The organism is Pedococcus sp. P2_A3 (assembly GCF_056405035.1).
On the sequence record NZ_JBFUCW010000016.1, the window covers coordinates 145,073 to 165,697 of the forward strand.

Annotated in this window: 17 protein-coding genes and 1 tRNA gene; 16 read left to right on the plus strand and 2 right to left on the minus strand. The window is 70.4% G+C overall.

Features of this window, described 5'->3' with window-relative positions; all coding sequences use genetic code 11:
• Positions 1 to 5 precede the first annotated feature (5 nt).
• The 12 genes from AC1DX8_RS14075 (at position 6) to AC1DX8_RS14130 (ending at position 11,772) form a co-directional block, all read left to right on the plus strand.
• A complete protein-coding gene (locus AC1DX8_RS14075) occupies positions 6 to 713 on the plus strand; it encodes an ABC transporter ATP-binding protein (protein WP_477630553.1) in 708 nt (235 codons plus the stop codon).
• A gap of 62 nt (positions 714 to 775) precedes the next feature.
• Positions 776 to 2,032: an ABC transporter substrate-binding protein gene (locus tag AC1DX8_RS14080; protein WP_477630554.1), complete on the plus strand. Its 1,257-nt coding sequence runs from the start codon at positions 776 to 778 to the stop codon at positions 2,030 to 2,032.
• A 121-nt stretch (positions 2,033 to 2,153) separates the two neighbouring features.
• Positions 2,154 to 3,026: a branched-chain amino acid ABC transporter permease gene (locus AC1DX8_RS14085; RefSeq protein WP_477630555.1), complete on the plus strand. Its 873-nt coding sequence runs from the start codon at positions 2,154 to 2,156 to the stop codon at positions 3,024 to 3,026.
• The gene (locus AC1DX8_RS14090) at positions 3,023 to 4,048 is read left to right on the plus strand and encodes a branched-chain amino acid ABC transporter permease (RefSeq protein ID WP_477630556.1); all 1,026 of its coding nucleotides are present in this window, start codon (positions 3,023 to 3,025) and stop codon (positions 4,046 to 4,048) included. The genes AC1DX8_RS14085 and AC1DX8_RS14090 overlap by 4 nt, the downstream gene beginning before the upstream one ends.
• Positions 4,049 to 4,180: 132 nt before the next feature.
• Complete coding sequence (locus tag AC1DX8_RS14095; RefSeq protein ID WP_477630557.1) at positions 4,181 to 4,954, plus strand: MerR family transcriptional regulator; 774 nt, start codon at positions 4,181 to 4,183, stop codon at positions 4,952 to 4,954.
• Between the two features lie 51 nt (positions 4,955 to 5,005).
• Positions 5,006 to 5,629, plus strand: coding sequence for a GNAT family N-acetyltransferase (locus AC1DX8_RS14100; RefSeq protein WP_477630558.1), 624 nt, complete (start codon positions 5,006 to 5,008; stop codon positions 5,627 to 5,629).
• A gap of 114 nt (positions 5,630 to 5,743) precedes the next feature.
• On the plus strand, positions 5,744 to 6,268 hold the full coding sequence (locus tag AC1DX8_RS14105) for a hypothetical protein (RefSeq protein WP_477630559.1): 525 nt from the start codon (positions 5,744 to 5,746) through the stop codon (positions 6,266 to 6,268).
• Between the two features lie 72 nt (positions 6,269 to 6,340).
• Positions 6,341 to 7,687 carry a sensor histidine kinase gene (locus AC1DX8_RS14110; protein WP_477630560.1) on the plus strand — a complete coding sequence of 449 codons (1,347 nt, stop codon included), beginning with the start codon at positions 6,341 to 6,343 and terminating at the stop codon, positions 7,685 to 7,687.
• A complete protein-coding gene (locus tag AC1DX8_RS14115; protein ID WP_477630561.1) occupies positions 7,684 to 8,301 on the plus strand; it encodes a response regulator in 618 nt (205 codons plus the stop codon). The genes AC1DX8_RS14110 and AC1DX8_RS14115 overlap by 4 nt, the downstream gene beginning before the upstream one ends.
• Positions 8,302 to 8,436: 135 nt before the next feature.
• Complete coding sequence (gene tmk, locus AC1DX8_RS14120) at positions 8,437 to 9,054, plus strand: dTMP kinase (protein ID WP_477630562.1); 618 nt, start codon at positions 8,437 to 8,439, stop codon at positions 9,052 to 9,054.
• Complete coding sequence (locus tag AC1DX8_RS14125; RefSeq protein ID WP_477630563.1) at positions 9,051 to 10,190, plus strand: DNA polymerase III subunit delta'; 1,140 nt, start codon at positions 9,051 to 9,053, stop codon at positions 10,188 to 10,190. Before tmk ends, AC1DX8_RS14125 begins: the two co-directional genes overlap by 4 nt.
• Before the next feature lie 34 nt (positions 10,191 to 10,224).
• Positions 10,225 to 11,772 carry an alpha/beta hydrolase gene (locus AC1DX8_RS14130; RefSeq protein WP_477630564.1) on the plus strand — a complete coding sequence of 516 codons (1,548 nt, stop codon included), beginning with the start codon at positions 10,225 to 10,227 and terminating at the stop codon, positions 11,770 to 11,772.
• An 82-nt stretch (positions 11,773 to 11,854) separates the two neighbouring features.
• Here the strand turns inward: AC1DX8_RS14130 and AC1DX8_RS14135 are convergent, their stop codons facing one another.
• Positions 11,855 to 12,664 (minus strand): SIMPL domain-containing protein, encoded by an 810-nt coding sequence (locus tag AC1DX8_RS14135; protein ID WP_477630565.1) that lies wholly within the window; start codon positions 12,662 to 12,664, stop codon positions 11,855 to 11,857.
• A 118-nt stretch (positions 12,665 to 12,782) separates the two neighbouring features.
• Between AC1DX8_RS14135 and AC1DX8_RS14140 the strand changes: the two genes are divergently transcribed.
• Positions 12,783 to 12,856 (plus strand) — tRNA-Thr (locus tag AC1DX8_RS14140).
• A 41-nt stretch (positions 12,857 to 12,897) separates the two neighbouring features.
• Here AC1DX8_RS14140 and AC1DX8_RS14145 read toward each other — a convergent pair.
• Positions 12,898 to 13,806: a universal stress protein gene (locus AC1DX8_RS14145; RefSeq protein WP_477630566.1), complete on the minus strand. Its 909-nt coding sequence runs from the start codon at positions 13,804 to 13,806 to the stop codon at positions 12,898 to 12,900.
• A 188-nt stretch (positions 13,807 to 13,994) separates the two neighbouring features.
• On the opposite strand from AC1DX8_RS14145, the gene AC1DX8_RS14150 reads away from it, so the two are divergent.
• From AC1DX8_RS14150 to AC1DX8_RS14160, 3 genes are all read left to right on the plus strand, one after another.
• On the plus strand, positions 13,995 to 15,761 hold the full coding sequence (locus AC1DX8_RS14150; RefSeq protein ID WP_477630567.1) for a GAF domain-containing SpoIIE family protein phosphatase: 1,767 nt from the start codon (positions 13,995 to 13,997) through the stop codon (positions 15,759 to 15,761).
• A gap of 57 nt (positions 15,762 to 15,818) precedes the next feature.
• Positions 15,819 to 15,956 (plus strand): hypothetical protein, encoded by a 138-nt coding sequence (locus AC1DX8_RS14155; protein WP_477630568.1) that lies wholly within the window; start codon positions 15,819 to 15,821, stop codon positions 15,954 to 15,956.
• A gap of 507 nt (positions 15,957 to 16,463) precedes the next feature.
• A partial coding sequence (locus AC1DX8_RS14160; protein WP_477630569.1) for a DUF7507 domain-containing protein occupies positions 16,464 to 20,625 on the plus strand: 4,162 nt, incomplete at its 3' end.

Sequence of the window (20,625 nt, forward strand, 5' to 3'; positions counted from 1 at the left end):
CCCCGATGGCTGGTGAGGTCCTCGAGGTCGCAGGCCTGTCTGCGTGGTACGGCGAGGCGCGGGTGCTCACCGACGTCGACCTCCGGGTCGCGCCGGGTGAGGTGGTCACGCTGGTCGGTCGCAACGGGGCCGGCAAGACCACCCTGCTGCGTTCGGTCATGGGGCTGCACCGCCAGGTCGAGGGCACGGTCTCCTGGGCCGGTCAGCCGCTCGGCCGCTCCAGCGCCGACAAGCGCGCCAAGGCCGGCCTCGGCTGGGTGCCCGACGACCGCGGCATCTACGCGACCCTCTCCGTGCAGGAGAACCTGCTGCTGCCGCCGATCACCAGCAAGGCCGACGCGTGGAGCCTCGAGCGCGTCTACGAACAGTTCCCCGTGCTGCACGAGCGCCGCGACTTCCCGGGCACCAAGCTGTCGGGCGGCGAGCAGCAGATGCTCGCGATCGCGAGGGTCCTGCGCACCGGGGCCCGCCTGCTGCTCCTCGACGAGCCGTCCGAGGGGCTGGCCCCGGTCATCGTCCACCAGATCGGCGACATCATCCGCCAGATCAAGGGCCAGGGCGTCTCGGTGCTCCTGGTCGAGCAGAACGTCGCCTTCGCCTCCACCGTCGCCGACCGCCACTACCTACTCGCCCAGGGCCGGGTCGTGGAGTCCCTCGACAACGAGTCCTTCCAGTCCCGCACCTCCGAGCTCCTCGAGTACCTCGGCATGTAACGCCACCCGCACACCGCCCCACCCACACCCGCTCGTCCGGCACCACACCCCAGGAGGGGAACATGCAGCGCACCAAGTCCCGACAGACCCTGGCCGTCATGGCCACCGCTGTCACCGGCAGCCTCGTGCTGGCCGCGTGTGGCGGAGCCGGCGGCCCCGCTTCCGCCGGCGGGAAGATCAGTGACGGCAAGGTCGTCATCGGCCTGCTCAACGACCAGTCCGGTGTCTACAAGGACCTGTCCGGTCCGAACTCGAAGGTCGCCATCCAGATGGCGATCGACGACTACAAGGCCAAGTACGGCGACAGGGCGGTCGCCAAGGACATCGAGATCGTCACGGCCGACCACCAGAACAAGCCCGACATCGCCAACACCAAGGCCCAGGAGATGTACGACCGCGACAAGGCCGACATCATCCTCGACGTCCCGACCTCGTCCGCCGCGCTCGCGGTGGCCACGCAGGCCAAGGCGAAGAAGAAGCTGTTCATCGACATCGGTGCCGGCACCACCGCGCTGACCGGAAAGTCGTGCAACAAGTACACCTTCCACTGGGCGTACGACACCTACATGCTGGCCAACGGCACCGGCACCAACACGGTCCAGGGTGGTGGCAAGAACTGGTCGATCGTCTACCCCGACTACGCGTTCGGGCAGGACATGACCAAGTCGTTCACCACGGCCGTCACGAAGGGTGGGGGCACGGTCCAGCAGAAGATCGCGACGCCGTTCCCGAATGAGAACTTCTCCACCTTCATCACCAAGGCCAACTCCAGCAAGCCCGACGTCATCGGCATCATGGCCGCCGGCGGAGACCTGGTGAACTTCGTGAAGCAGTACAACCAGGCCGGGCTGCAGGGCAAGACCCAGCTGGCGGTCGGCCTGATGTTCATCACCGACATCCACAGCCTGGGGGTCGACCAGTTCGCGGGCACCACCTTCACCGATGCGTGGTACTGGAACTTCGACGCGCAGAACAAGGCCTGGGCCGACAAGTTCAAGGCCAAGACCAACACGCGCCCGTCGTTCGCCCACGCCGGCAACTACTCGGCCGCACTGCAGTACCTCGAGTCGGTCCAGGCCGCCGGCACGGACGCGTCCGACGCCGTCGTGAAGAACCTCGAGGGCAAGAAGATCAACGACGTCTTCCTGCGCAACGGCGAGGTCCGTGCAGCCGACCACCGGGTGCTCCACGACGCCTACCTCGTCAAGGTCAAGCAGAAGGACCAGGTCAAGGAGGACTGGGACTACGAGGAGGTCGTCAAGACCATCCCCGCGTCCGAGGCCTTCAACCCGACCGTCTCGCCCGACTGCACGATGTGACCCTCGGTCACCCCGCCTGAGCGGTATGCCGCCCGCTCGCCCGAGCGGGCGGCATACCTCCTCCGCCCCTCACCTCCTCCGCCCAACACCTCATCGCACCGCACCGACCACGGGAAGCCACATGACCGCCTTCATCCAGTACACGCTCCAGGGCCTGGCCCTGGGCGGTTTCTACGCGCTGGCCGCGCTGGGACTGGCCGTGATCTTCGGTGTCCTCGGGGTGGTCAACTTCAGCCACGGCGCCTGCTACATGCTCGGGGCCGTCGGTGCGGCCGTCCTGCTCGACGCCACCGGCCTCGGGTTCTGGTGGGCGCTGCCGATCATGACCATCGCCATGTTCCTCTTCGGGGTGCTGATGGAACGGCTGCTGGTGCAGTGGCTGCTGCGGCTCGACCCGCTCTACAACTTCCTGCTGACCTTCGGGCTCACGCTCCTGCTCGTCGACCTCGTCAAGCGCAAGTACGGCGTGTCCGGGCTGCCCTACCCACTGCCGTCGGGGCTCGACGGCCGGTTCACCCTCGGGTCGGTCTCGCTGTCGACCTACCAGGTCTTCGCGGCGGTCTTCTCGATCGTCGTCTGCCTCGCGGTGTGGCTGGTGCTCACCAAGACCCGGGTCGGCATGATCGTGCGTGCCTCGACCGAGGACGCCGAGCGGTCCAGGGCTCTCGGCATCAACGTGAGTCGTTGGGTGACACCCGTTTTCGGCTTCGGCATCGCCCTTGCCGGCCTCGCCGGGGTGTTGCGCGCACCGACCGGATCGGTCACCGCTGACATGGGGAGCTTCTTCATCATCATCCTGTTCGCGGTGGTCGTCATCGGCGGGCTGGGCTCGATCCTCGGCGCCGTCGTCGCGGGCTTCCTCGTCGGTCTCGTCGAGGCCTACGGCCAGGGGTATGCCGGCCGGTTCAGCCAGGTCTTCATCTTCATGTTGATGGCGCTGGTGATCCTGGTGCGGCCATCCGGGCTGTTCGGGCGAGAGGAGGCCGCATCATGACCTCGCAGCTGGAGCGCAAGGTCGACGTCGAGCTGCCGGCCGGTCCGCTGGTCGTCGCGCGCCGTCCCCTCGTCCGATGGGGGATGCTCGCCCTCGGGCTGCTGGTGACGCTGGCCCTGCCGTGGTTCATCTACCCACCGGTGGCGATGGACATCGCCGCGTGGGCGCTGTTCGCGATCTCGGTCGACCTCCTGCTCGGCTACACCGGGCTCCTGTCGTTCGGCCATGCCGCCTTCTGGGGGACGTCCGCCTACACGACGGGTCTGATCGCCAGCAACTACGGCGTGCCCTTCCCGGTGGCGATCCTCGGCGGCGCCATCGCCGCGATGGTGCTGGCCGTCCCGATCGGCTACCTGTCGGTCAAGCGCACCGGCATCTACTTCGCCATGGTCACCCTCGCCTTCGCGCAGATGGTCTACTTCATCGCCAACCAGTGGCGCTCCGTGACCGGCGGGGAGAACGGCCTGCAGGGGATCCCCAAGAACCTCGGCCCCGCCACCGACACCATCAACGCCGACTCGTTCTACTTCTACTACGCGGCGCTGCCGATCATCCTGCTCGGCGTCTTCATCGCCTGGCGGGCGGTCAACAGCCCGTTCGGCCGCGTGCTGGTGGCGATCCGCGACAACCCGGCCCGCGCGCGGGCCCTCGGATACGACGTCGAGCGCTACAAGATCATGGCGTTCGTGCTGTCGGCCGGGCTGGCGGGTCTGGCTGGTGGGGTCTTCTCGGTCAGCCACGGCTTCGCCTCGCTCCAGGAGCTGATCTGGACCACGTCGGGCAAGGTCGTCCTCATCACCGTCCTGGGCGGCATCGGCACGTTGTGGGGCGCGGTCGTCGGCGCCGCCCTGGTGGTCACCCTCGAGGACCAGCTGGCGTCGTCCGGGTTCAACGGGATCGGCATCGTCACCGGGACGATCTTCGTCATCATCGTGCTCGCGTTCCGGCACGGGATCTGGGGCACGGCTCGCAACGGGCTGAACGGCTGGCTCCGCAAGCGACGGCATACCCGCGACCTCTGAGGCGTTCCCCGCCCTCCTCCTGCCCCTTCCCGCCCCTCACGACCCCGGGGCAGCCGCGCGCCCCGGCCCCGGCGTCGACGGCACACCGAAGGACTTGACCCTCACGCCGCGTGAGGCGGCACAGTGGTGGTCATGACCGAGACGACGCGGACCCTGCTCACCGTGGGTCAGGTGGCCGAGCAGCTCGACGTGACGGTGCGCACCCTGCACCACTACGACGAGATCGGGCTGCTCCGGCCGAGCGAGCGCTCGCCGGCGGGCTACCGGCTCTACACCCCCGACGACCTCACGCGGCTCCAGCACGTCGTGGTCTACCGGCGGCTCGGGTTCGCACTGGAGGAGATCGCCCTCCTGCTCGACCACCCCGAGAGCGTCGAGCAGCACCTCCGCCGCCAACGTGCGGCGGTCCACCAGCGGCTCGACGAGCTGAAGGACCTCGTCGTAGCCATCGACCGAGCACTGGAGAGAGAGATGAACGACGAACAAGCAACAGCCGAGGACCTCAAGGAGCTCTTCGGCGACGGCTTCGAGGACGCGCAGGCGGAGGCCGAGCAGCGGTGGGGAGACAGTGATGCCTGGCAGCAGTCTCATCAGCGCACCAAGAACTACACCAAGGCCGACTGGGAGGCCGTGAAGGCCGAGAGCGACGCCCTGCACAAGGGCTTCACCGATGCCATGGACGCGGGGGAGCCCCCGACGAGCGTCGTCGCGATGGACGCGGCGGAGGCCCACCGGCGCAACATCAACGAGCGCTTCTACGACTGCCCGCCACAGTTCCACCGCAACCTCGCCGACATGTACACCAGCGACCCACGCTTCACGGCGACCTACGACGAGATCCGCCCGGGGATGGCCCTCTACGTCCGCGACGCGATCTACGCCAACGCCGACCGCCAGGAGCAGTAGGCCGGGCGGGGCCGGGGCGCACATGGCCTCCCCCTGGCCTACGCTCGCACGATGGGGACTGGACGGGTCGGCTTCGAGGGGTTGTCGTGGCCGCTCCGGACCCGCCGCGCGTCACTGCGCCCGCTCGTTCCCTCCGACCGCGATGCGGTGCACGGCTACCGCAGTCGCGAGGACGTGACGACCTACCTCAGTCGTGGCCCGATGAGCCCGTCGGACATCGAGGAGCGCATCGCCGAGAACCTCGAGCGCAGCCGGCCCGGACACCCGCGTCCGTTGCTGGGCCTCGTCATCGAGGTGGATGGCGCCGTGGTCGGCGACTGCATGGTCCGGTTCGAGCCCGATGACAACGGCATGCGGACGGCGTTCATCGGCTACACCGTCCACCCCTCGAGCGCCGGCCAGGGGCTCGCGACGGAGGTGGCGGAGGCGCTGGTGCGACTGTGCTTCACCGAGCTCGGGGTCGCCATGGTGCAGGCCGACGTGTTCGTCCCCAACCTTGCGTCGCAACGAGTGCTCGAGAAGGTGGGACTGCGTCGGATCGCGATGACCGCCGCGGGCAGTGCGGGCGGGGGGCACCCGCGCCTGGACGACTACCTGTATGCCGTGACCGCGGCCGAGTGGGCCGCCTCGCCCTCGTCGCCCCGACCACCGAGGGTGGACGGCGGCGAGGAGTGACTCCGGTGGTGAGGAGCGAGCCAGCGGCGAGGTACTACGACCATCGCCCAATATCGCCCGACCATGACCCGGCCGCAGTCTGGATCCGTCACAATCCAGTCGGAAGGATCCGTCATGAAGCGCACGACCATCACCCTGGCCGCCCTGCTTGCCGCCCTCGTCCCCGCCGCAGTCGGGCTGTGGGGCAACGCGTCGTTCTCCCAAGCAGTGCCGGTCCGCGTCCCCGCCAGTGCGCAGGTGGTCACGCCCACGAGCCCGGCCACCACCGCTGACGACCACGGCGGCGACACCCCGCGCGACCAGCGCACCGAGCCCGGCGACGACCGTGGCACCAGCTCACCCACCTCCACGCGCACCCCGAGCGGCACCCGCACGACGGGCGTCGACGACCACGGCGGCGACACCCCGCGCGACCAGCGCTCCGAGCCCGGTGACGACCACGGCGGTTCCAGCGGGACGAGCACCTCGGGTTCGTCGGGCTCGGGGTCGAGTGGCTCCGGCTCCTCCGGCTCGGCGTCCTCCAGCTCCGGCTCGTCGGGCTCGGGTTCGTTGTCCGGCTCGGCGTCGAGTGGCTCCGGTTCCGACGACAGCGGCTCCGATGACCACGGCGGCTCCGGCGGGCACGGAAGCGACGACTGAATGGACCCAACCACCTCCTCGGTCGCCTCGACGCACCCTCACCCCGTCGAGGCGGCCGAGGTTGCCCCCTGGGTGACGATCTCCCGCCGGCACGACGCGGCAGCCACGCAGGCGCCGGTCAGTCCCCGGAGGGTGCTCACCCAGGTCGTGGGAGGCTTGGCCGTCGTGCTCCTGCTCGTGGGTGTCCTGGGCTCCTGGGCCGCCCAACGCCTCGCGGAGCGGGAGGCGGTCACCGACGCTGCCACCATCGCCGACGTGCTCGCCGACGCAGTGATCACCCCTGCGCTCACGGACGCCATCGCCAACGGCGACCCTGCTGCGGTGACGGCCATGGACGCCGTCGTCCGTGAGCGGGTGCTCGGTGCCCGCATCACGCGGGTCAAGCTCTGGTCGCCCGAGGGCAAGGTCCTCTACGCCGACGAGCCGCAGCTGGTCGGCCGCAGCTTCCCCCTGAGCGAAGACCAGCGGCGGGCCATCTCCCAACCCCAGACCAAGGCGGAGGTGTCTCAGCTCGACTCGTCGGAGAACGAGTTCGAGAAGGGCGGCCGGGCGCTCGAGGTCTATCGGCCGGTCTGGACGCCAGGTGGGCGTGAGCTCCTCTTCGAGACCTACTCGCCCTACGACTCGGTCAGCCAGCGCAGCAGCCAGCTCTGGCGCGGCTTCGCCGGGGTCACGGTGAGCAGCCTCCTCATGCTCGTGGTGCTGACCGCCCCGATCCTCTGGCGGCTGCTGCGTCGTCTCGGGGAGGCCCAGCGGCAGCGGGAGCGCCTGCTCGAGCGCACCCTGGAGGCCTCTGACGCCGAGCGTCGACGGATCGCCGGTACCCTCCACGACGGCCCGGTCCAGGACCTCGTGGCCTCGGCGTTCGTCGCGGCCGGGTCCGCGGCCAAGGCCGAGTCGGCCGGGCACCCGCGGATGGCCGACGACCTGCGTGGCCTGGCTGCGTCGGTACGCGGCAACATCCGCACCCTGCGCACGCTCCTCGTCGACATCTACCCGCCGAGCCTGGCCAGCGCCGGACTCGCCACGGCCCTGGTCGACCTCGCGCAGGCCGGCGCCTCGCGCGGCCTCACCGTGCAGGTCGACGTGGAGGGCGCCGACGACCTCGGCCTGACCCACGACCAGGAGCGGCTGGTCCACCGGGTGGCGCAGGAGTGCCTGCGCAACACTGCCAAGCACGCCGCCCCCTGCACCGCGACGATCCGGCTCGGGCGCGAGGATGGTGCCGTGGTGCTCGACGTGCTCGACGACGGACCCGGGTTCGACGCGTCCGGGCTCGACTCGCCGCAGGAGGGTCACTTCGGCCTGCGGGTCATGGGCGACCTCGCGAGCGATGCCGGCGCGGTGCTCCAGGTGGCCTCGCGGCCCGGCGCCGGCACGCACTGGCGGCTGGTCATGGAGCCGGAGGCGGCCCCGTGATCCGCGTCGTGGTGGTCGACGACCACGCCATGGTCCGCACCGGCCTCGCCGCCCTGCTGGACGCCAGCGACGACGTCACTGTGGTGGGCCAGGCGGCCGACGGCCGGGAGGCGAGGGCCGTGGTGCTCGACACCCTGCCCGACGTCGTGCTGATGGACCTGTCGATGCCCGTGATGGACGGGGCCGAGGCCACCCGCGAGGTGCTGGCGGTGGTCCCCGACGCGAAGGTGGTCGTGCTGACCTCGTTCTCCGACCGGCGCCGCGTCAGCGAGGCGCTGGAGGCCGGGGCCGTCGGCTACCAGCTCAAGGACTGCGAACCCGCCGACCTGCTGGCCGCCGTCCGGGCCGCCGCCGCGGGCCACGCCCCGCTCGATCCCCGGGTCGCCCGCGTGCTGCTCCCCGATCCCGGCACGCGGGCCGCCGACGGGCTCAGCCCTCGCGAGCAGGAGGTGCTGCGGCTCGTGGCCGACGGGTTGGCCAACAAGCAGATCGGCCGCGCCCTGGGCATCACCGAGCGCACCGTGAAGGCCCACCTCGGGCGGGTCTTCCGGCAGATCGGCGTGCTCGACCGGACGAGCGCCGCCCTCTGGGCCCGCGACAACCTCGACGCCTGACCCGCCCTCCCGGACCTCCCGACCAGACCAGCAGCCAGACCAGCAGCCAGACCAGCGGTATGCCGCGCCGCCGAGCCGGCCCCGCGGCATACCTCTGGCGCGTGGCCTGTCCGTCCGCTGGCCTAGGCTCGCCCCGTGACCGACGGACTCTTCATCGCCTTCGAGGGCGGCGACGGCGCGGGCAAGTCCACGCAGGTGGCCCTGCTCCGCGAAGCCCTCGAGGCGGCCGGCCGCACCGTGACGGTCACCCGGCAGCCCGGCGGCACCACCCTCGGGCGGGAGATCCGCGACCTCGTGCTGCACGGCGACCACGTCGCCCCCCGCGCCGAGGCACTGCTCTTCGCGGCCGACAAGGCCCACCACGTCGACCAGCTCATCAAGCCGGCCCTCGACCGTGGCGAGGTCGTCCTCACCGACCGCTACACCGACTCGTCGGTGGCCTACCAGGGCGCTGGTCGTGACCTGGGCGCCCAGGAGATCCACGACCTCAACATGTGGGCCGTCGACGACCTGGTGCCCGACCTGACCGTCGTCGTCGACGTCTCGGCAGCCGAGGGCCGACGTCGGCGCGGTGACGTGCACGACCGGCTCGAGGCAGAGGAGGACGCGTTCCACGAGGCGATCCGCGCCCACTACCTCGCGATGGCGCAGGGCAACCCCCAGCGCTACGTCGTCGTCGACGGCACCCTCAGCCCCGACGAGATCCACGCCGTCGTGCTCCAACGGCTGCGCGGCATGGGGGTGCTGCCGTGACGGTCTGGCGCGACGTCATCGGCCAGGACGCTGCGGTCGCGACGCTCCAGCGGGCGGTGACCGATCCCGGGTCGATGACGCACGCCTGGCTGCTCACCGGTCCGCCGGGCTCGGGCCGGTCGGTGGCGGCTCGCGCCTTCGCTGCGGCCCTCGAGTGCCCCCTGAACGGTTGCGGCGAGTGTCGCGAGTGCCGCACCGCGGTCGACGGCACCCACGCCGACGTCGACGTCATCGCCACCGAGGGGCTGTCCATCAAGGTCGAACAGGCGCGCGAGTTGGCCGCCATGTCGGCGCTGCGACCGTCGGTGGGCCCGTGGCGGGTCATCATCGTCGAGGACGCCGACCGCCTGACCGAGCGGGCCGCCGACGCGCTGCTCAAGGCGATCGAGGAGCCGGTGCCCCGCACCGTCTGGATCCTGTGCGCCCCGTCGCTCGAGGACGTCGTCATCACCATCCGTTCGCGGTCGCGGCACGTGCGCCTGCGCACCCCGCCCGCCGAGGCGGTCGCCGAGCTCCTGCACCGTCGCGACGGCGTCGAGATGCCGATGGCCATGTATGCCGCGCGGGCGGCGCAGAGCCACGTCGGGCTCGCCCGCCGGCTGGCTCGGGACGAGGGCGCCCGCATCCGGCGGCGTGACGTGATCAGCCTGGCCGGACGGATCCACGGCGTCGGCGACGCGATCGGTGCGGCCGCCGACCTTGCCTCGATCGCCGACGAGGAGTCCACCGCGGCCGCGGCCGAGCGTGACACCGCCGAGCGACAACGGCTGATGGAGCTCCTCGGCGCCGACCCGTCGACGCGCACGCAACCACCCCACATCCGCAGCCAGCTCTCGGGACTCGAGAAGGAGCAGAAGGCGCGGGCGACGCGACACTCGCGCGACGTGCTCGACCGGTCGCTCGTCGACCTGCTCTCGGTCTACCGCGACGCGCTGATCCTCCACAGCGGGGCCGCCATCGGGCTGGTCAACCAGGACAGCCTGCCGATCGTGCAGGGGGTCGCCCGCTCGATGAGTGCGGAGCAGCTGCTCCAGGCGATGGACGCCATCGGCACGGCCCGCGAACGCATCGGCCTCAACGTCGCGCCGCTGCTCGCCCTGGAGGCCATGGCGATCTCGCTGCGCGTGCCGCGTTGAGCTCTCCCCAGCCGCGCGGGATACGGTCGAGCGCATGGATCTGAGGGGACGAGCCCTGGTGGCCGTGGCCGCGGCGCTGACGATGGGGCTGTCGGGCTGCTCGCTGCTCCCCGGTAGCGGTGACTCCGAGCCTTCCGCGACCACGGTGCCCAGCACCGCCCGCACGCCTCCGTCCGGGTCGGAGGCGCTCGCGAAGTTCTACGGGCAGACGCTCGCCTGGAAGGGCTGCGGGCTCGGGGAGTGCGCCGGCCTGTCCGTCCCGCTGGACTATGCCAAGCCCGACGGCGAGACGATCACCGTGCAGGTGGYGCGSATSCGCRCCACCAAGAAGTCGCAGCGGCTCGGGTCGCTCGTCGTGAACCCCGGCGGTCCAGGTGCCTCCGGCATCGACTACGCCCGCGCCGCCGACGTCATCGTCGGCAAGCCGGTGCGGCAGCGGTTCGACGTCATCGGGTTCGACCCTCGCGGCGTGCAGCGCTCGAGCCCGGTCGACTGCCTGTCCGACCAGGAGATGGACGGCTTCCTCGCCCAGGATCCGACACCTGACGACCCGGCGGAGGTGGACCAGTACCTCGGCTCGATGAAGGTGCTCGGGGACGGGTGCCTGCAGCGCACGGGCCCGCTCCTCGCCCACATCTCCACCGAGGAGACGGCCAAGGACCTGGACATCCTCCGGTCGGCCCTCGGCGACGCCAAGCTCAACTACCTCGGCAAGTCCTACGGCACGCAGCTCGGCGCGGTCTATGCCGGGCTGTTCCCCCAGCTGGTCGGGCGGTTCGTCCTCGACGGCGTGCTCCCGCCCGACCTGACCTGGGAGGAGTCGGCCGTCGGCCAGGCGGAGGGCTTCGAGCGCGCGGCGCACTCGTGGGCCAGGGACTGCGTCGACCGGGGCAGCTGCCCCCTCGGCGGCTCCGAGTCCGCGGTGATGTCAGGGTTGGGCGACCTGCTGAAGCGGCTCGACAGCACCCCCGTGCCGATGCGTGACGGGCGGGAGACCGAGCTCACCGAGGGGTGGGCGACCCTCGGTGTCGCCCAGGCCATGTACGACACCCGGCTGTGGAAGCCGCTCACCGAGGCGCTGCGCGAGGTCGTCACCGACGGCACCGGCACCAAGCTGATGCTGCTCTCCGACGAGTACGCCCGCCGCAACCCCGCCGGCACGTACACCTCCAACCTGCTCGAGGCGTTCTACGCCATCAGCTGCCTCGACAACCCCGGCAGCCCCGACCCCCTGTACTACGAGGACATCGTGGCCAAGGCGAGCGTCAAGGCCCCCGTCTTCGGGCCGGCCCTCGCCTGGGGTGCGGCCACCTGCAGCCACTGGCCGGTCAAGGCCGGTGACGGTCCGCACAAGATCAGCGCCGAGGGCAGCGGTCCGATCGTGGTGATCGGCACGACCCGAGACCCTGCGACCCCCTACGAGTGGGCCGTGCGTGAGCGTGACCAGCTCGCCAACGCGCGGCTGCTGACCTTCGACGGAGACGGCCACACGGCCTACACGCGGTCCAACAAGTGCATCGACAACGCCGTCAACGACTACTACACGAAGGGCAAGGTCCCGGCCGACAACACCAAGTGCTGAACCAACCCCCGGCTGAGGTGTGCCGGGTGGTCACCCCGTGGGTGACCACCCGGCATACCAGTGGTGGATGGGTGCGCTGCGCTCAGCGGAAGGCGTAGACCACGGTGACCGTCACGCCGACCTTCTCGGTGCCGGCCTGGAGCGGCACCGCCGACCCGCTGTCCTTCGCAGTCATCGCGCGGGCCTCGTAGGTCACCGGCGGCGGGTCCGACACGGCCTCGGTGATGCTGACGACCGCGCCGAGGTCGCGGCCCGACGCTGTGGCGTACTGCTCAGCCTTGGCCTTCGCGTTGGCGATGGCCCGCTCGCGAGCGGTGCTGAGGAGCTTGCCGTTGTCCTCGAGGTCGAGGCTGATGCCGTTGACCTGCACCGCATTTCCACCGGCGCTGACGGCGGCGGAGATCGCGTCACCGGACTTGGCGAGGTCTCGGAGGACGGCGCTGACGCCCTCGCTGACGGTGAAGCCCTTGATGCTCGGGGCGGAGTCGGTGGGGTAGGAGTACTCGGGCTGGACCTGGAGGGTCGAGGTCTGGATGTCCTTGCCTGCCACGCCGTTCTTGGTGAGAGAGGACTGGACGCGAGCCGTGAGCTTGTTGGCCGACTCCAGCGCCTTGGCCACGGTGTCGGCCCGGGTCTGGATGCTGAGGTCGAGGCGCAACGTGTCGGGCTTCCCGGCCACTTCGGAGGTGCCGGTCACGGTGATCCCGGGGGTGCTGGTCGAGGTCCCGGGGATGGAGGGGTTGGTCGAGACTGGGTTGGTCGCGATCGGGTACGAGACGAGAGGTGCGGCCGAGGCCTCCCGGCCGGAGTGGGAGCCGACCCAGAAGGCGGCTCCGAGCAGGACCGCGGTCRCCGCGGCGACCGCTCCACGGGACATCTGCTGGGTGCTCATGGCGATGGGACGGTATGCCGTGGGGCTCGGTTCCGTGGCGGGCCCGGCGGGGTCCTCGGGCCGGTTCGGAAAACTGACGGGTCATCCGTATACTCATCGTCCGTGCCTTCGGGCACCCGCCGCCTTAGCTCAGTCGGCCAGAGCGATTCACTCGTAATGAATAGGTCATCGGTTCGATTCCGATAGGCGGCTCAGCGAACGCCCCCCAGGCAACTGGGGGGCGTTGTCGTTGGTCAGCGCACGACCATGACGGGGCACGGTGCCTCGTGGATGACGGTGTGGCTGACCGAGCCGAGCACCAGCCCGGCGAACCCACCCCGCCCACGGGTGCCGACGACGATGAGCGCGGCGTGGGCGCCGAGCGGACTCAGCACGTGTCCGGCGCTGCCGTAGAGGACCTCGGTCTCGACGGCCAGGTTCGCGAACGCGGCCCGCGCCCGCTCGGCAGCGCTGTGGACGATCCCCTCGGCGTGGGAGCGCACCGCGTTCGTGTGCTCGGTGCCGGCGCTGCTGCTCTCGACGTAGGCCTGCGCATCGGGGGAGAAGGACCCGTGGGCCACGTGCACGATGCGCAGGACGGAGTCGGAGATGGCCGCCATCTCGGCGGCGAGGTCCAGGGCTCGCTCGGACGGCCCTGACGCGTCAACGCCCACGACCACCGCATGGTCGCGGTCCGGGTGCCCGGACCGTTCGGCGCGCACCACCACGGCTGGGCACTCGGCGTGGGCTGCGACGGCGAAGGCGACCGAACCCAACAACCCCGCCGCGAGTGGACCGCGGCCACGGCTGCCGGTCACGACGAGGTCGGCGTCCTTGGAGGCGTGGACGAGCTCGGCTGCAGGGGAACCGACCGCGAGCAGGCCGACCACCGGCGAGGAGCTCGCCATGAGCTTCTGGGCGCGAGCGATGCCCTCGGCCAACAGCTCCTGGCCCGCCTCGCCGACCGCCTCGGGAAGACGCGCGACGTCGTAGGCCGGCTGGACGGGCGCCGCGGCGATGTCTGCGCTGTGCAGCACGGTGAGGGTCGTGCCCCACCTCCGGGCCGTCTCGGCAGCCCATTCCAGGGCTGCGTTCGAACTGGGGGAGTCGTCGTACCCGACGACGATCCCCTTGGACCGTTGGTTCGTGGACTGGTCGACCATGGCGTGCCTCCGGACTGTGAGCGTGCTGGTTCGCCGAATCGCGGACTGTCGTTCGGCCTGCTCCGAGCCTCACGCCGCACCCGGGAGGGGGGAAGGGCCGGAAGTCCCTCCGCAGGGTCGGTAGTCCGCGAACGGCAGAGTTGGGCCAAAGGTCGGATTCCGGGCCGCGAGTCCTGCCATCATGCGGCATGACTTCGGCACCGGGCGACCCCTTGGGCGACCGCCTCACCGGCCTGGCCCGCGTCACGGCTGAGCTCATCGAGGCAACGACGGCCGAGGCCGTCACCAAGATCGTCGTCGAGCACAGCGCGGCTGCCGTGGGGGCCACGATCGCTTCCCTCACGCTGCGAGTCGAGCCGGACCAGGTGCGGCTCGCCGGGCTCTGGGGCGGCCTGGATGGTGACGCGGAGGCATACGCCTCGTACCCGCTGAGCACGTCCACCCCGGCCACGGACGTGATCCGCACGCGACGTCGCCTCATGCTGGCGGGTCGGGAGCAGATCCTCCGGGCGTACCCGAATCTGCCGAGGATCGACCGGGGCGAACGCTCCATCCTGGTCCTCCCGCTCAACACCGCGAACGGGACGCTCGGGGCGATCGGCCTGTCGTTTCCAGGGCACCGTGACTTCGAGGCCGCGGAGCTCGACTTCCTCGACATCCTGGCCGACAGCTGCGCCCAGGCGATCCTGCGCATCCAGGCCCAGGACGAGGCGTCCGAGCGACAGGCCCAGCTGTCCTTCCTGGCGGAGGCCTCGGCCGAGCTGGCGAGCAGCTTGGACTACGAGTCCACCCTGGCGCGGGTGGCGCAGCTGGCGGTCCCGACGTTCGCCGACTGGTGTGCCATCGACCTGGTCAAGGACAACCGACTGCGCCGGCTCGCCGTCGCCCACGTCGACCCGGCCAAGGTGGAGTACGCCCACGAGCTCGCGCAGCGATACCCGAGCGACCCGGACTCAGGGGCCGGCCCGTGGCAGGTGATGAGAACCGGCCGCAGTGAGCTGATCGCCGAGATCACCGACGAGATGCTGGTCGCGGCTGCCCGCGACGACGAGCACCTCCGCATCGCACGAGAGCTGGCCCTGCACAGTGCGATCACGGTGCCGCTGATCGCCCGCGGCAGGACCTTGGGGGTGATCTCGTGGGTGAGGGCCGAATCCAAGGTGCGGTACTCCCAGGACGACGTCGACTTCGCCGAAGAGCTTGCGCGCAGGGCCGCCGTGTCGATCGACAACTCTGACCTCCACAGCCAGACGCTGGCCGTGGCGGTCCAGCTCCAGCACGCAGTCCTCCCTCCCGCCCTCCCGCTGCTCGACCGCTGTGATGCCGCCGCGTACTACTCGCCCTCGGGCCGCACCGGGGTGGGCGGCGACTTCTACGACGTGCTGGCCCTGCCCGGTGGACGGGTCGCACTCTTCGTGGGCGACGTCATGGGCCGAGGCGTGGCGGCGGCAGCCTCCATGGCCCAGATGCGTGCCTCGGTCCGGGCCTACCTGGCAGTGGACCCGGAGCCCGACGGTGTGCTCACGAAGCTCGACCTGATGATGGCGGCCTACGGGGACGACCAGCTCGTCACCCTCGTCTACCTGCTGGTCGACCCGGCGCGCGACGAGATCCTCGTGGCGAACGCCGGGCACCCGGCCCCGGTGCTGCTGAGAGCGGACTCGTCCGTCGACCAGCTCCCGTCCGCTGACGGAGGCCCACTCGGGATGCCCCGAGGTCCCCGCCGCCAGCACCGGATCCGGTTCGGCCCGGGTGACACGATCCTGCTCTTCACCGACGGGCTGATCGAGCGGCGCACCGAGGACATCGATGCCGGCCGCGCCCGGCTCAGCGGAGCCGTCGGTGCCCTCGCGGAGGGAGAGCTGCAAGAGGCCCTCGGCACCCTCGTCGACGAGGTGCGGGACGAGACGCAGGACGACGACGTCGCCGCGGTGGCCCTGCGTCGTCACGCCTGACGGCGAGGTCCCTCTCGGAGGGCCGGCGGCCGGTCGGGCAGCACGGAGAACTTCGACGTGTTCGGGTTCGACCTCACGGCGGACGAGCTCGCAGCCATCGACGGCCTCGACACCGGGGTTCGCGGGGGGCCCGAGCCGGAGGCGATTACTCGCGCGGCCTTCGGTCGCGACATCCCGGACCCTGAGAGGACCTGACCAGCGGACTTCTCCTCGTCGCGTAAGGAGTTCGGGCGTCCACTCGTCTAGAGAGGGACCTGGCGCTGGCGAGTGCCTGGGTCGCGAACGGCAGGGCCCCGACCCCCTCACGTCCCGGGCCGGCCGTCCGGTCCTGAACGGCGGACGCTCGCTCCTCCCCCTGAGCGTCCGCCGTTCAGGAGTCGCCGGCACCCGATGTCCTCGTCCAGCCGACCGCGCCGAGCCCGTCACGAGATGGTCCTGCAGCCGTCTCGGGGGTAGGCGGCGTGGTCAGCAGGGGGACCACGCCGCCTGTCCGCGTGGTCGGCGCTGGGGTGTGAGGTGGACCACCTGCACCCCGCGCGGAAGCCCCTCATAGGGGGACATTCGGTCGATATGGGTACGTGGACTGCCTGTGCCGGCTGGACCGCAGATCACCAAAGTGCCCACAGCGCGTCATGACGAGGCTCCACCGGAGTCCCTACTCCCGACACGAACAGTTGGTTCTGAGGGAAAGAGTGGTTTGTGGTGCGCCGTTTCACAGGCTTCGTGCAGGGGTCGTCGCTCGCGCGGCGTCCCGCTGCGCTGGTGGTCGTCCTGAGTCTGCTGGCAGTGATGGGGACCGTCGTCGCGGCGACGCCGGCTGCAGCTGTCCCGGGGCAGCCAGGGATCCCGCAGGCGGGCACGCTGCTCTACAGCGAGGACTTCTCGAACGTCGACGCCAGCACGGCTCCAGTTCGAATCGGCAGCTACGTCGGCGGCGCAGCCGCTGACGGTGAGACGTACACCGCTGACGCCGCCTGGAGCCCCGGCGCGAGCGCGTGCAACGGGTGGGTCATGCGCAAGGGGACCCCGCTACCCACTGGCGTCACGCCGACGAGCGATGACGAGTGCGCCCGCAACGGTGGCTGGAACATCCTCGGCTCCATGGCGGTAGCCATGGGGCAGTACCAGGGCATGACAGCGGCTGATGCTGCTGCCAACCAGATCCTCAGCGAGTACACGAACAGCGTGAGCGGGGCTCAGTCCGCCGGCATCCAGCTGCAGAGCACGCAGAACTCGATCCCCACGATCGCCGGTCACTTCTACGCCATCTCGGGCATCTTCGCCGAGACCAACTGCTTCTCCAACCACGCCCGGCAGGAGTTCGCCCTCATGGTGAACGGCGTCCCGACGGTCGTCGGCACCGGCTTGGACCCGTGCAGTGACGCCAGCAGACAGGTCATCAACGTCGACAACGTCAACTACAGCGTGGCCAAGCTGCAGTCCGGCGCCCTGCAGGTGCCGCTCACGGGCGCGGCGCCCACCCTCGGCATCCGGGTACGCAACCTGACGGCGACAGGCACCGGCAACGACGTCGGCTTCGACCTCCCGCAGATCGTCGACGTGACCCCGCAGCTCGACAAGGCGTTCTCGCCGACCACCATCACGCAGGGCGGCACCTCGACCCTGACGTTCACCGTGACCAACACGACCGACCTCATGGCCAAGAACGGCTGGTCGTTCACGGACAACCTGCCGGCCGGTCTCGTGGCGTCCGGACCCGTCGGCGGCACGTGCGCGCTCACTGCGAGCAGCGTGACCAGCGGCAGCATCAGCGCCACCGGCAACGTCGCCCAGGGCCAGGTGTCGTGCACGATCACGGTGCAGGTCACCAGCAACACCCCCGGCGTGTACACGAACTCGGGCTGCACGGACAACAGTGGGGCGGCGATCCCGAACTGCACCAACAACGTGCCGACGATCGTCGGCCTCTACCCGCCGGGCTCGACGTCGCTGACCGTGCTCCCGAAGGTCGACCTGTCGATCACCAAGAGTGCGAACCTCAGCTCGTACACGCCCGGCCAGCCCATCACGTACACCGTGACGGTGCACAACAACGGGCCCAGCGACGCCGTCGCTGCCACCTTCACCGACCCCGTCCCTGCTGCCGTCACTGGCGCCACCTGGACCTGCGTCGTGACGACAGCAGGCACGGCAACGCTGTCCCCGACCGGACCGACGGCCTGTTCGCCCACTGGCACGGGTTCCATCACCGACACCGTGCGCATCAACGTCGGCGGGACCCTCACGTACACCGTGACGGGCACCGTCGCGAGCGGCACCACGGGGCCGATCACCAACAAGGCCACCGTGGTTCCTGCGGCGCAGACCACCATCCCCGTCATGCCGGGGGGAGGGCCCAACCCGGCACCGGGATCGACCCAGACCGTCCCGACCGTCGACGCCAACTGCCCGCCCGCTCCGGGCGGGGGGTGCTCGGCCTCCGTCACGACGCCCGGTAGCTCGATCGGCGTGGTGAAGACGATCACGTCGGTGACCGATGCCAACCGCGACAACCTCACTGACACGGGCGACGTGATCCACTACCGGATCGTCACGACCAACACCGGCGGGTCCACCCTGTCGAACGTCACGGTGGCCGACGTCCTGACGCCGCCCGCCGCGCCCGCCCTGACGCTCTCGTGCACTCCGACCCTTCCGGCGACCCTTGCGCCGGGTGCGACGATCACCTGCACGGCCGACTACGTCATCACGGCGCAGGACACCCAGGCCGGCACCGTCAAGAACACCGCGACCGCGACCGGCACGCCCCCCAACGGCCCCAACGTGACCAGCACCGACAACGTCACCCAGCCCACCCAGACCCCCGTGACTGGCCTGACCCTGCTGAAGTCAGCGTCCATCACCAAGGACACCAACAACGACGGCCTGGCTGGGGTCGGTGACCAGATCACCTTCACCTTCCACGTCCAGAACACCGGCAACGTCACGCTGACCGGTGTCGGGGTGGCCGACCAGCTGGTCGCTCCGGCGGGTCCGTCGGTCGCCGTGACCTGCCCGTCGTCGACGTTGGCTCCCGGTGCCGCGATGGACTGCACCAGCTCGGTGTATGTCGTGACGCAGGCGGATGTCGATGCCGGATCGATCGACAACTCGGCTACCGCCTCGGGGACGCCTCCGACCGGGCCGCCGGTGGTCACGCCTCCGTCGACGACCACGACGCCGACGCCTACTCCCTCCCCGGCGCTGACGCTGGTGAAGTCTGCGGCGATCACCAAGGACGTCAACAACGACGCCCTGGCTGGGGTCGGTGACGAGGTCACCTTCACCTTCACGATCAAGAACACCGGCAACGTCACGCTGACCGGTGTCTCGGTGGCCGACCAGCTGGTCGCACCGGCCGGCCCTGCGGTGACCGTGACCTGCCCGTCGACGACGTTGGCTCCCGGTGCCACGCTGGTGTGCACCAGCTCGGTGTATGTCGTGACGCAGGCGGACGTCGACGCGGGTTCGATCGACAACTCCGCTACCGCCTCGGGCACCCCGCCCACCGGTCCGCCGGTGGTGACGCCTCCGTCCGCGACCACGACCCCGACGCCGACGCCCGTGCCCGGCCTGCGCCTGGTGAAGTCGGCTGCCATCACCAAGGACGTCAACAACGACGGCCTGGCCGGGGTCGGTGACCAGATCACCTTCACGTTCCACGTCCAGAACACCGGCAACGTCACGCTCACCGGCGTCACTGTCGCCGACCAGCTGATCGCCCCAGCCGGGCCCGCCATCGCCGTGACCTGCCCGGCAACGACGTTGGCTCCCGGTGCCGCGATGGACTGCACCTCCAGCGCGTACGTGGTGACGCAGGCCGATGTCGACGCTGGCTCGGTGGACAACTCGGCGACCGCCTCGGGCACCCCGCCGACCGGTCCGCCGGTGGTGACACCTCCGTCGACGACGACCACGCCCACGCCGACCACGCCCGGCCTGACCTTGGTGAAGTCAGCGGCGATCACCAAGGACGCCAACAACGACGGCCTGGCCGGGGTCGGTGACCAGATCACCTTCACCTTCACCGTCCACAACACCGGACAGGTCACCCTGCACGACGTGACGGTCGCCGACCAGCTCGTCGCTCCCGCGGGGCCGGCCGTGACCGTCACCTGCCCCACCGGTGACCTCGCGCCGGGTGCCGACCTCGTGTGCACGAGCTCGATCTACGTGGTGACGCAGGCCGATGTCGACGCTGGCTCGGTGGACAACTCCGCGACCGCGTCGGGGACGCCACCGACCGGTGCGCCGGTCGTTACGCCTCCGTCGACGACGACCACGCCCACGCCGACCACGCCCGGCCTGACCTTGGTGAAGTCGGCAGCGATCACCAAGGACGCCAACAACGACGGCCTGGCCGGGGTCGGTGACCAGATCACCTTCACCTTCACCGTCCACAACACCGGACAGGTCACCCTGCACGACGTGACCATCGCCGATCAGCTCGTGGCACCCGCAGGCCCTGCGGTCTCGGTCACCTGCCCCACGAGTGACCTTGCGCCGGGTGCCGACCTCGTGTGCACGAGCTCGATCTACGTGGTGACACAGGCCGATGTCGACGCTGGTTCGGTGGACAACTCCGCGACCGCGTCGGGCACGCCTCCGACCGGCCCGCCGGTGGTGACGCCCCCGTCGACCACCACGACCCCGACCCCCAGCCCGGCTCCGGCCCTGTCGCTGGTGAAGTCGGCTGCGATCACGAAGGACGCCAACAACGACGGCCTGGCTGGGGTCGGTGACGAGGTCACCTTCACCTTCACGATCAAGAACACCGGCAACGTCACCCTGACCGGTGTCTCGGTGGACGACCAGCTCGTGGCGCCGGCCGGGCCGGCGGTCAGCGTGAGCTGCCCCTCCACGA

Coding starts and splice junctions, on each gene's coding strand:
- AC1DX8_RS14145 (WP_477630566.1), bottom strand. CDS start 13,806: ATGGTCGACCAGTCCACGAACCAACGGTCCAAGGGGATCGTCGTCGGG.
- AC1DX8_RS14080 (WP_477630554.1), top strand. CDS start 776: ATGCAGCGCACCAAGTCCCGACAGACCCTGGCCGTCATGGCCACCGCT.
- AC1DX8_RS14150 (WP_477630567.1), top strand. CDS start 13,995: ATGACTTCGGCACCGGGCGACCCCTTGGGCGACCGCCTCACCGGCCTG.
- AC1DX8_RS14100 (WP_477630558.1), top strand. CDS start 5,006: ATGGGGACTGGACGGGTCGGCTTCGAGGGGTTGTCGTGGCCGCTCCGG.
- AC1DX8_RS14085 (WP_477630555.1), top strand. CDS start 2,154: ATGACCGCCTTCATCCAGTACACGCTCCAGGGCCTGGCCCTGGGCGGT.
- AC1DX8_RS14075 (WP_477630553.1), top strand. CDS start 6: ATGGCTGGTGAGGTCCTCGAGGTCGCAGGCCTGTCTGCGTGGTACGGC.
- AC1DX8_RS14105 (WP_477630559.1), top strand. CDS start 5,744: ATGAAGCGCACGACCATCACCCTGGCCGCCCTGCTTGCCGCCCTCGTC.
- AC1DX8_RS14090 (WP_477630556.1), top strand. CDS start 3,023: ATGACCTCGCAGCTGGAGCGCAAGGTCGACGTCGAGCTGCCGGCCGGT.
- AC1DX8_RS14095 (WP_477630557.1), top strand. CDS start 4,181: ATGACCGAGACGACGCGGACCCTGCTCACCGTGGGTCAGGTGGCCGAG.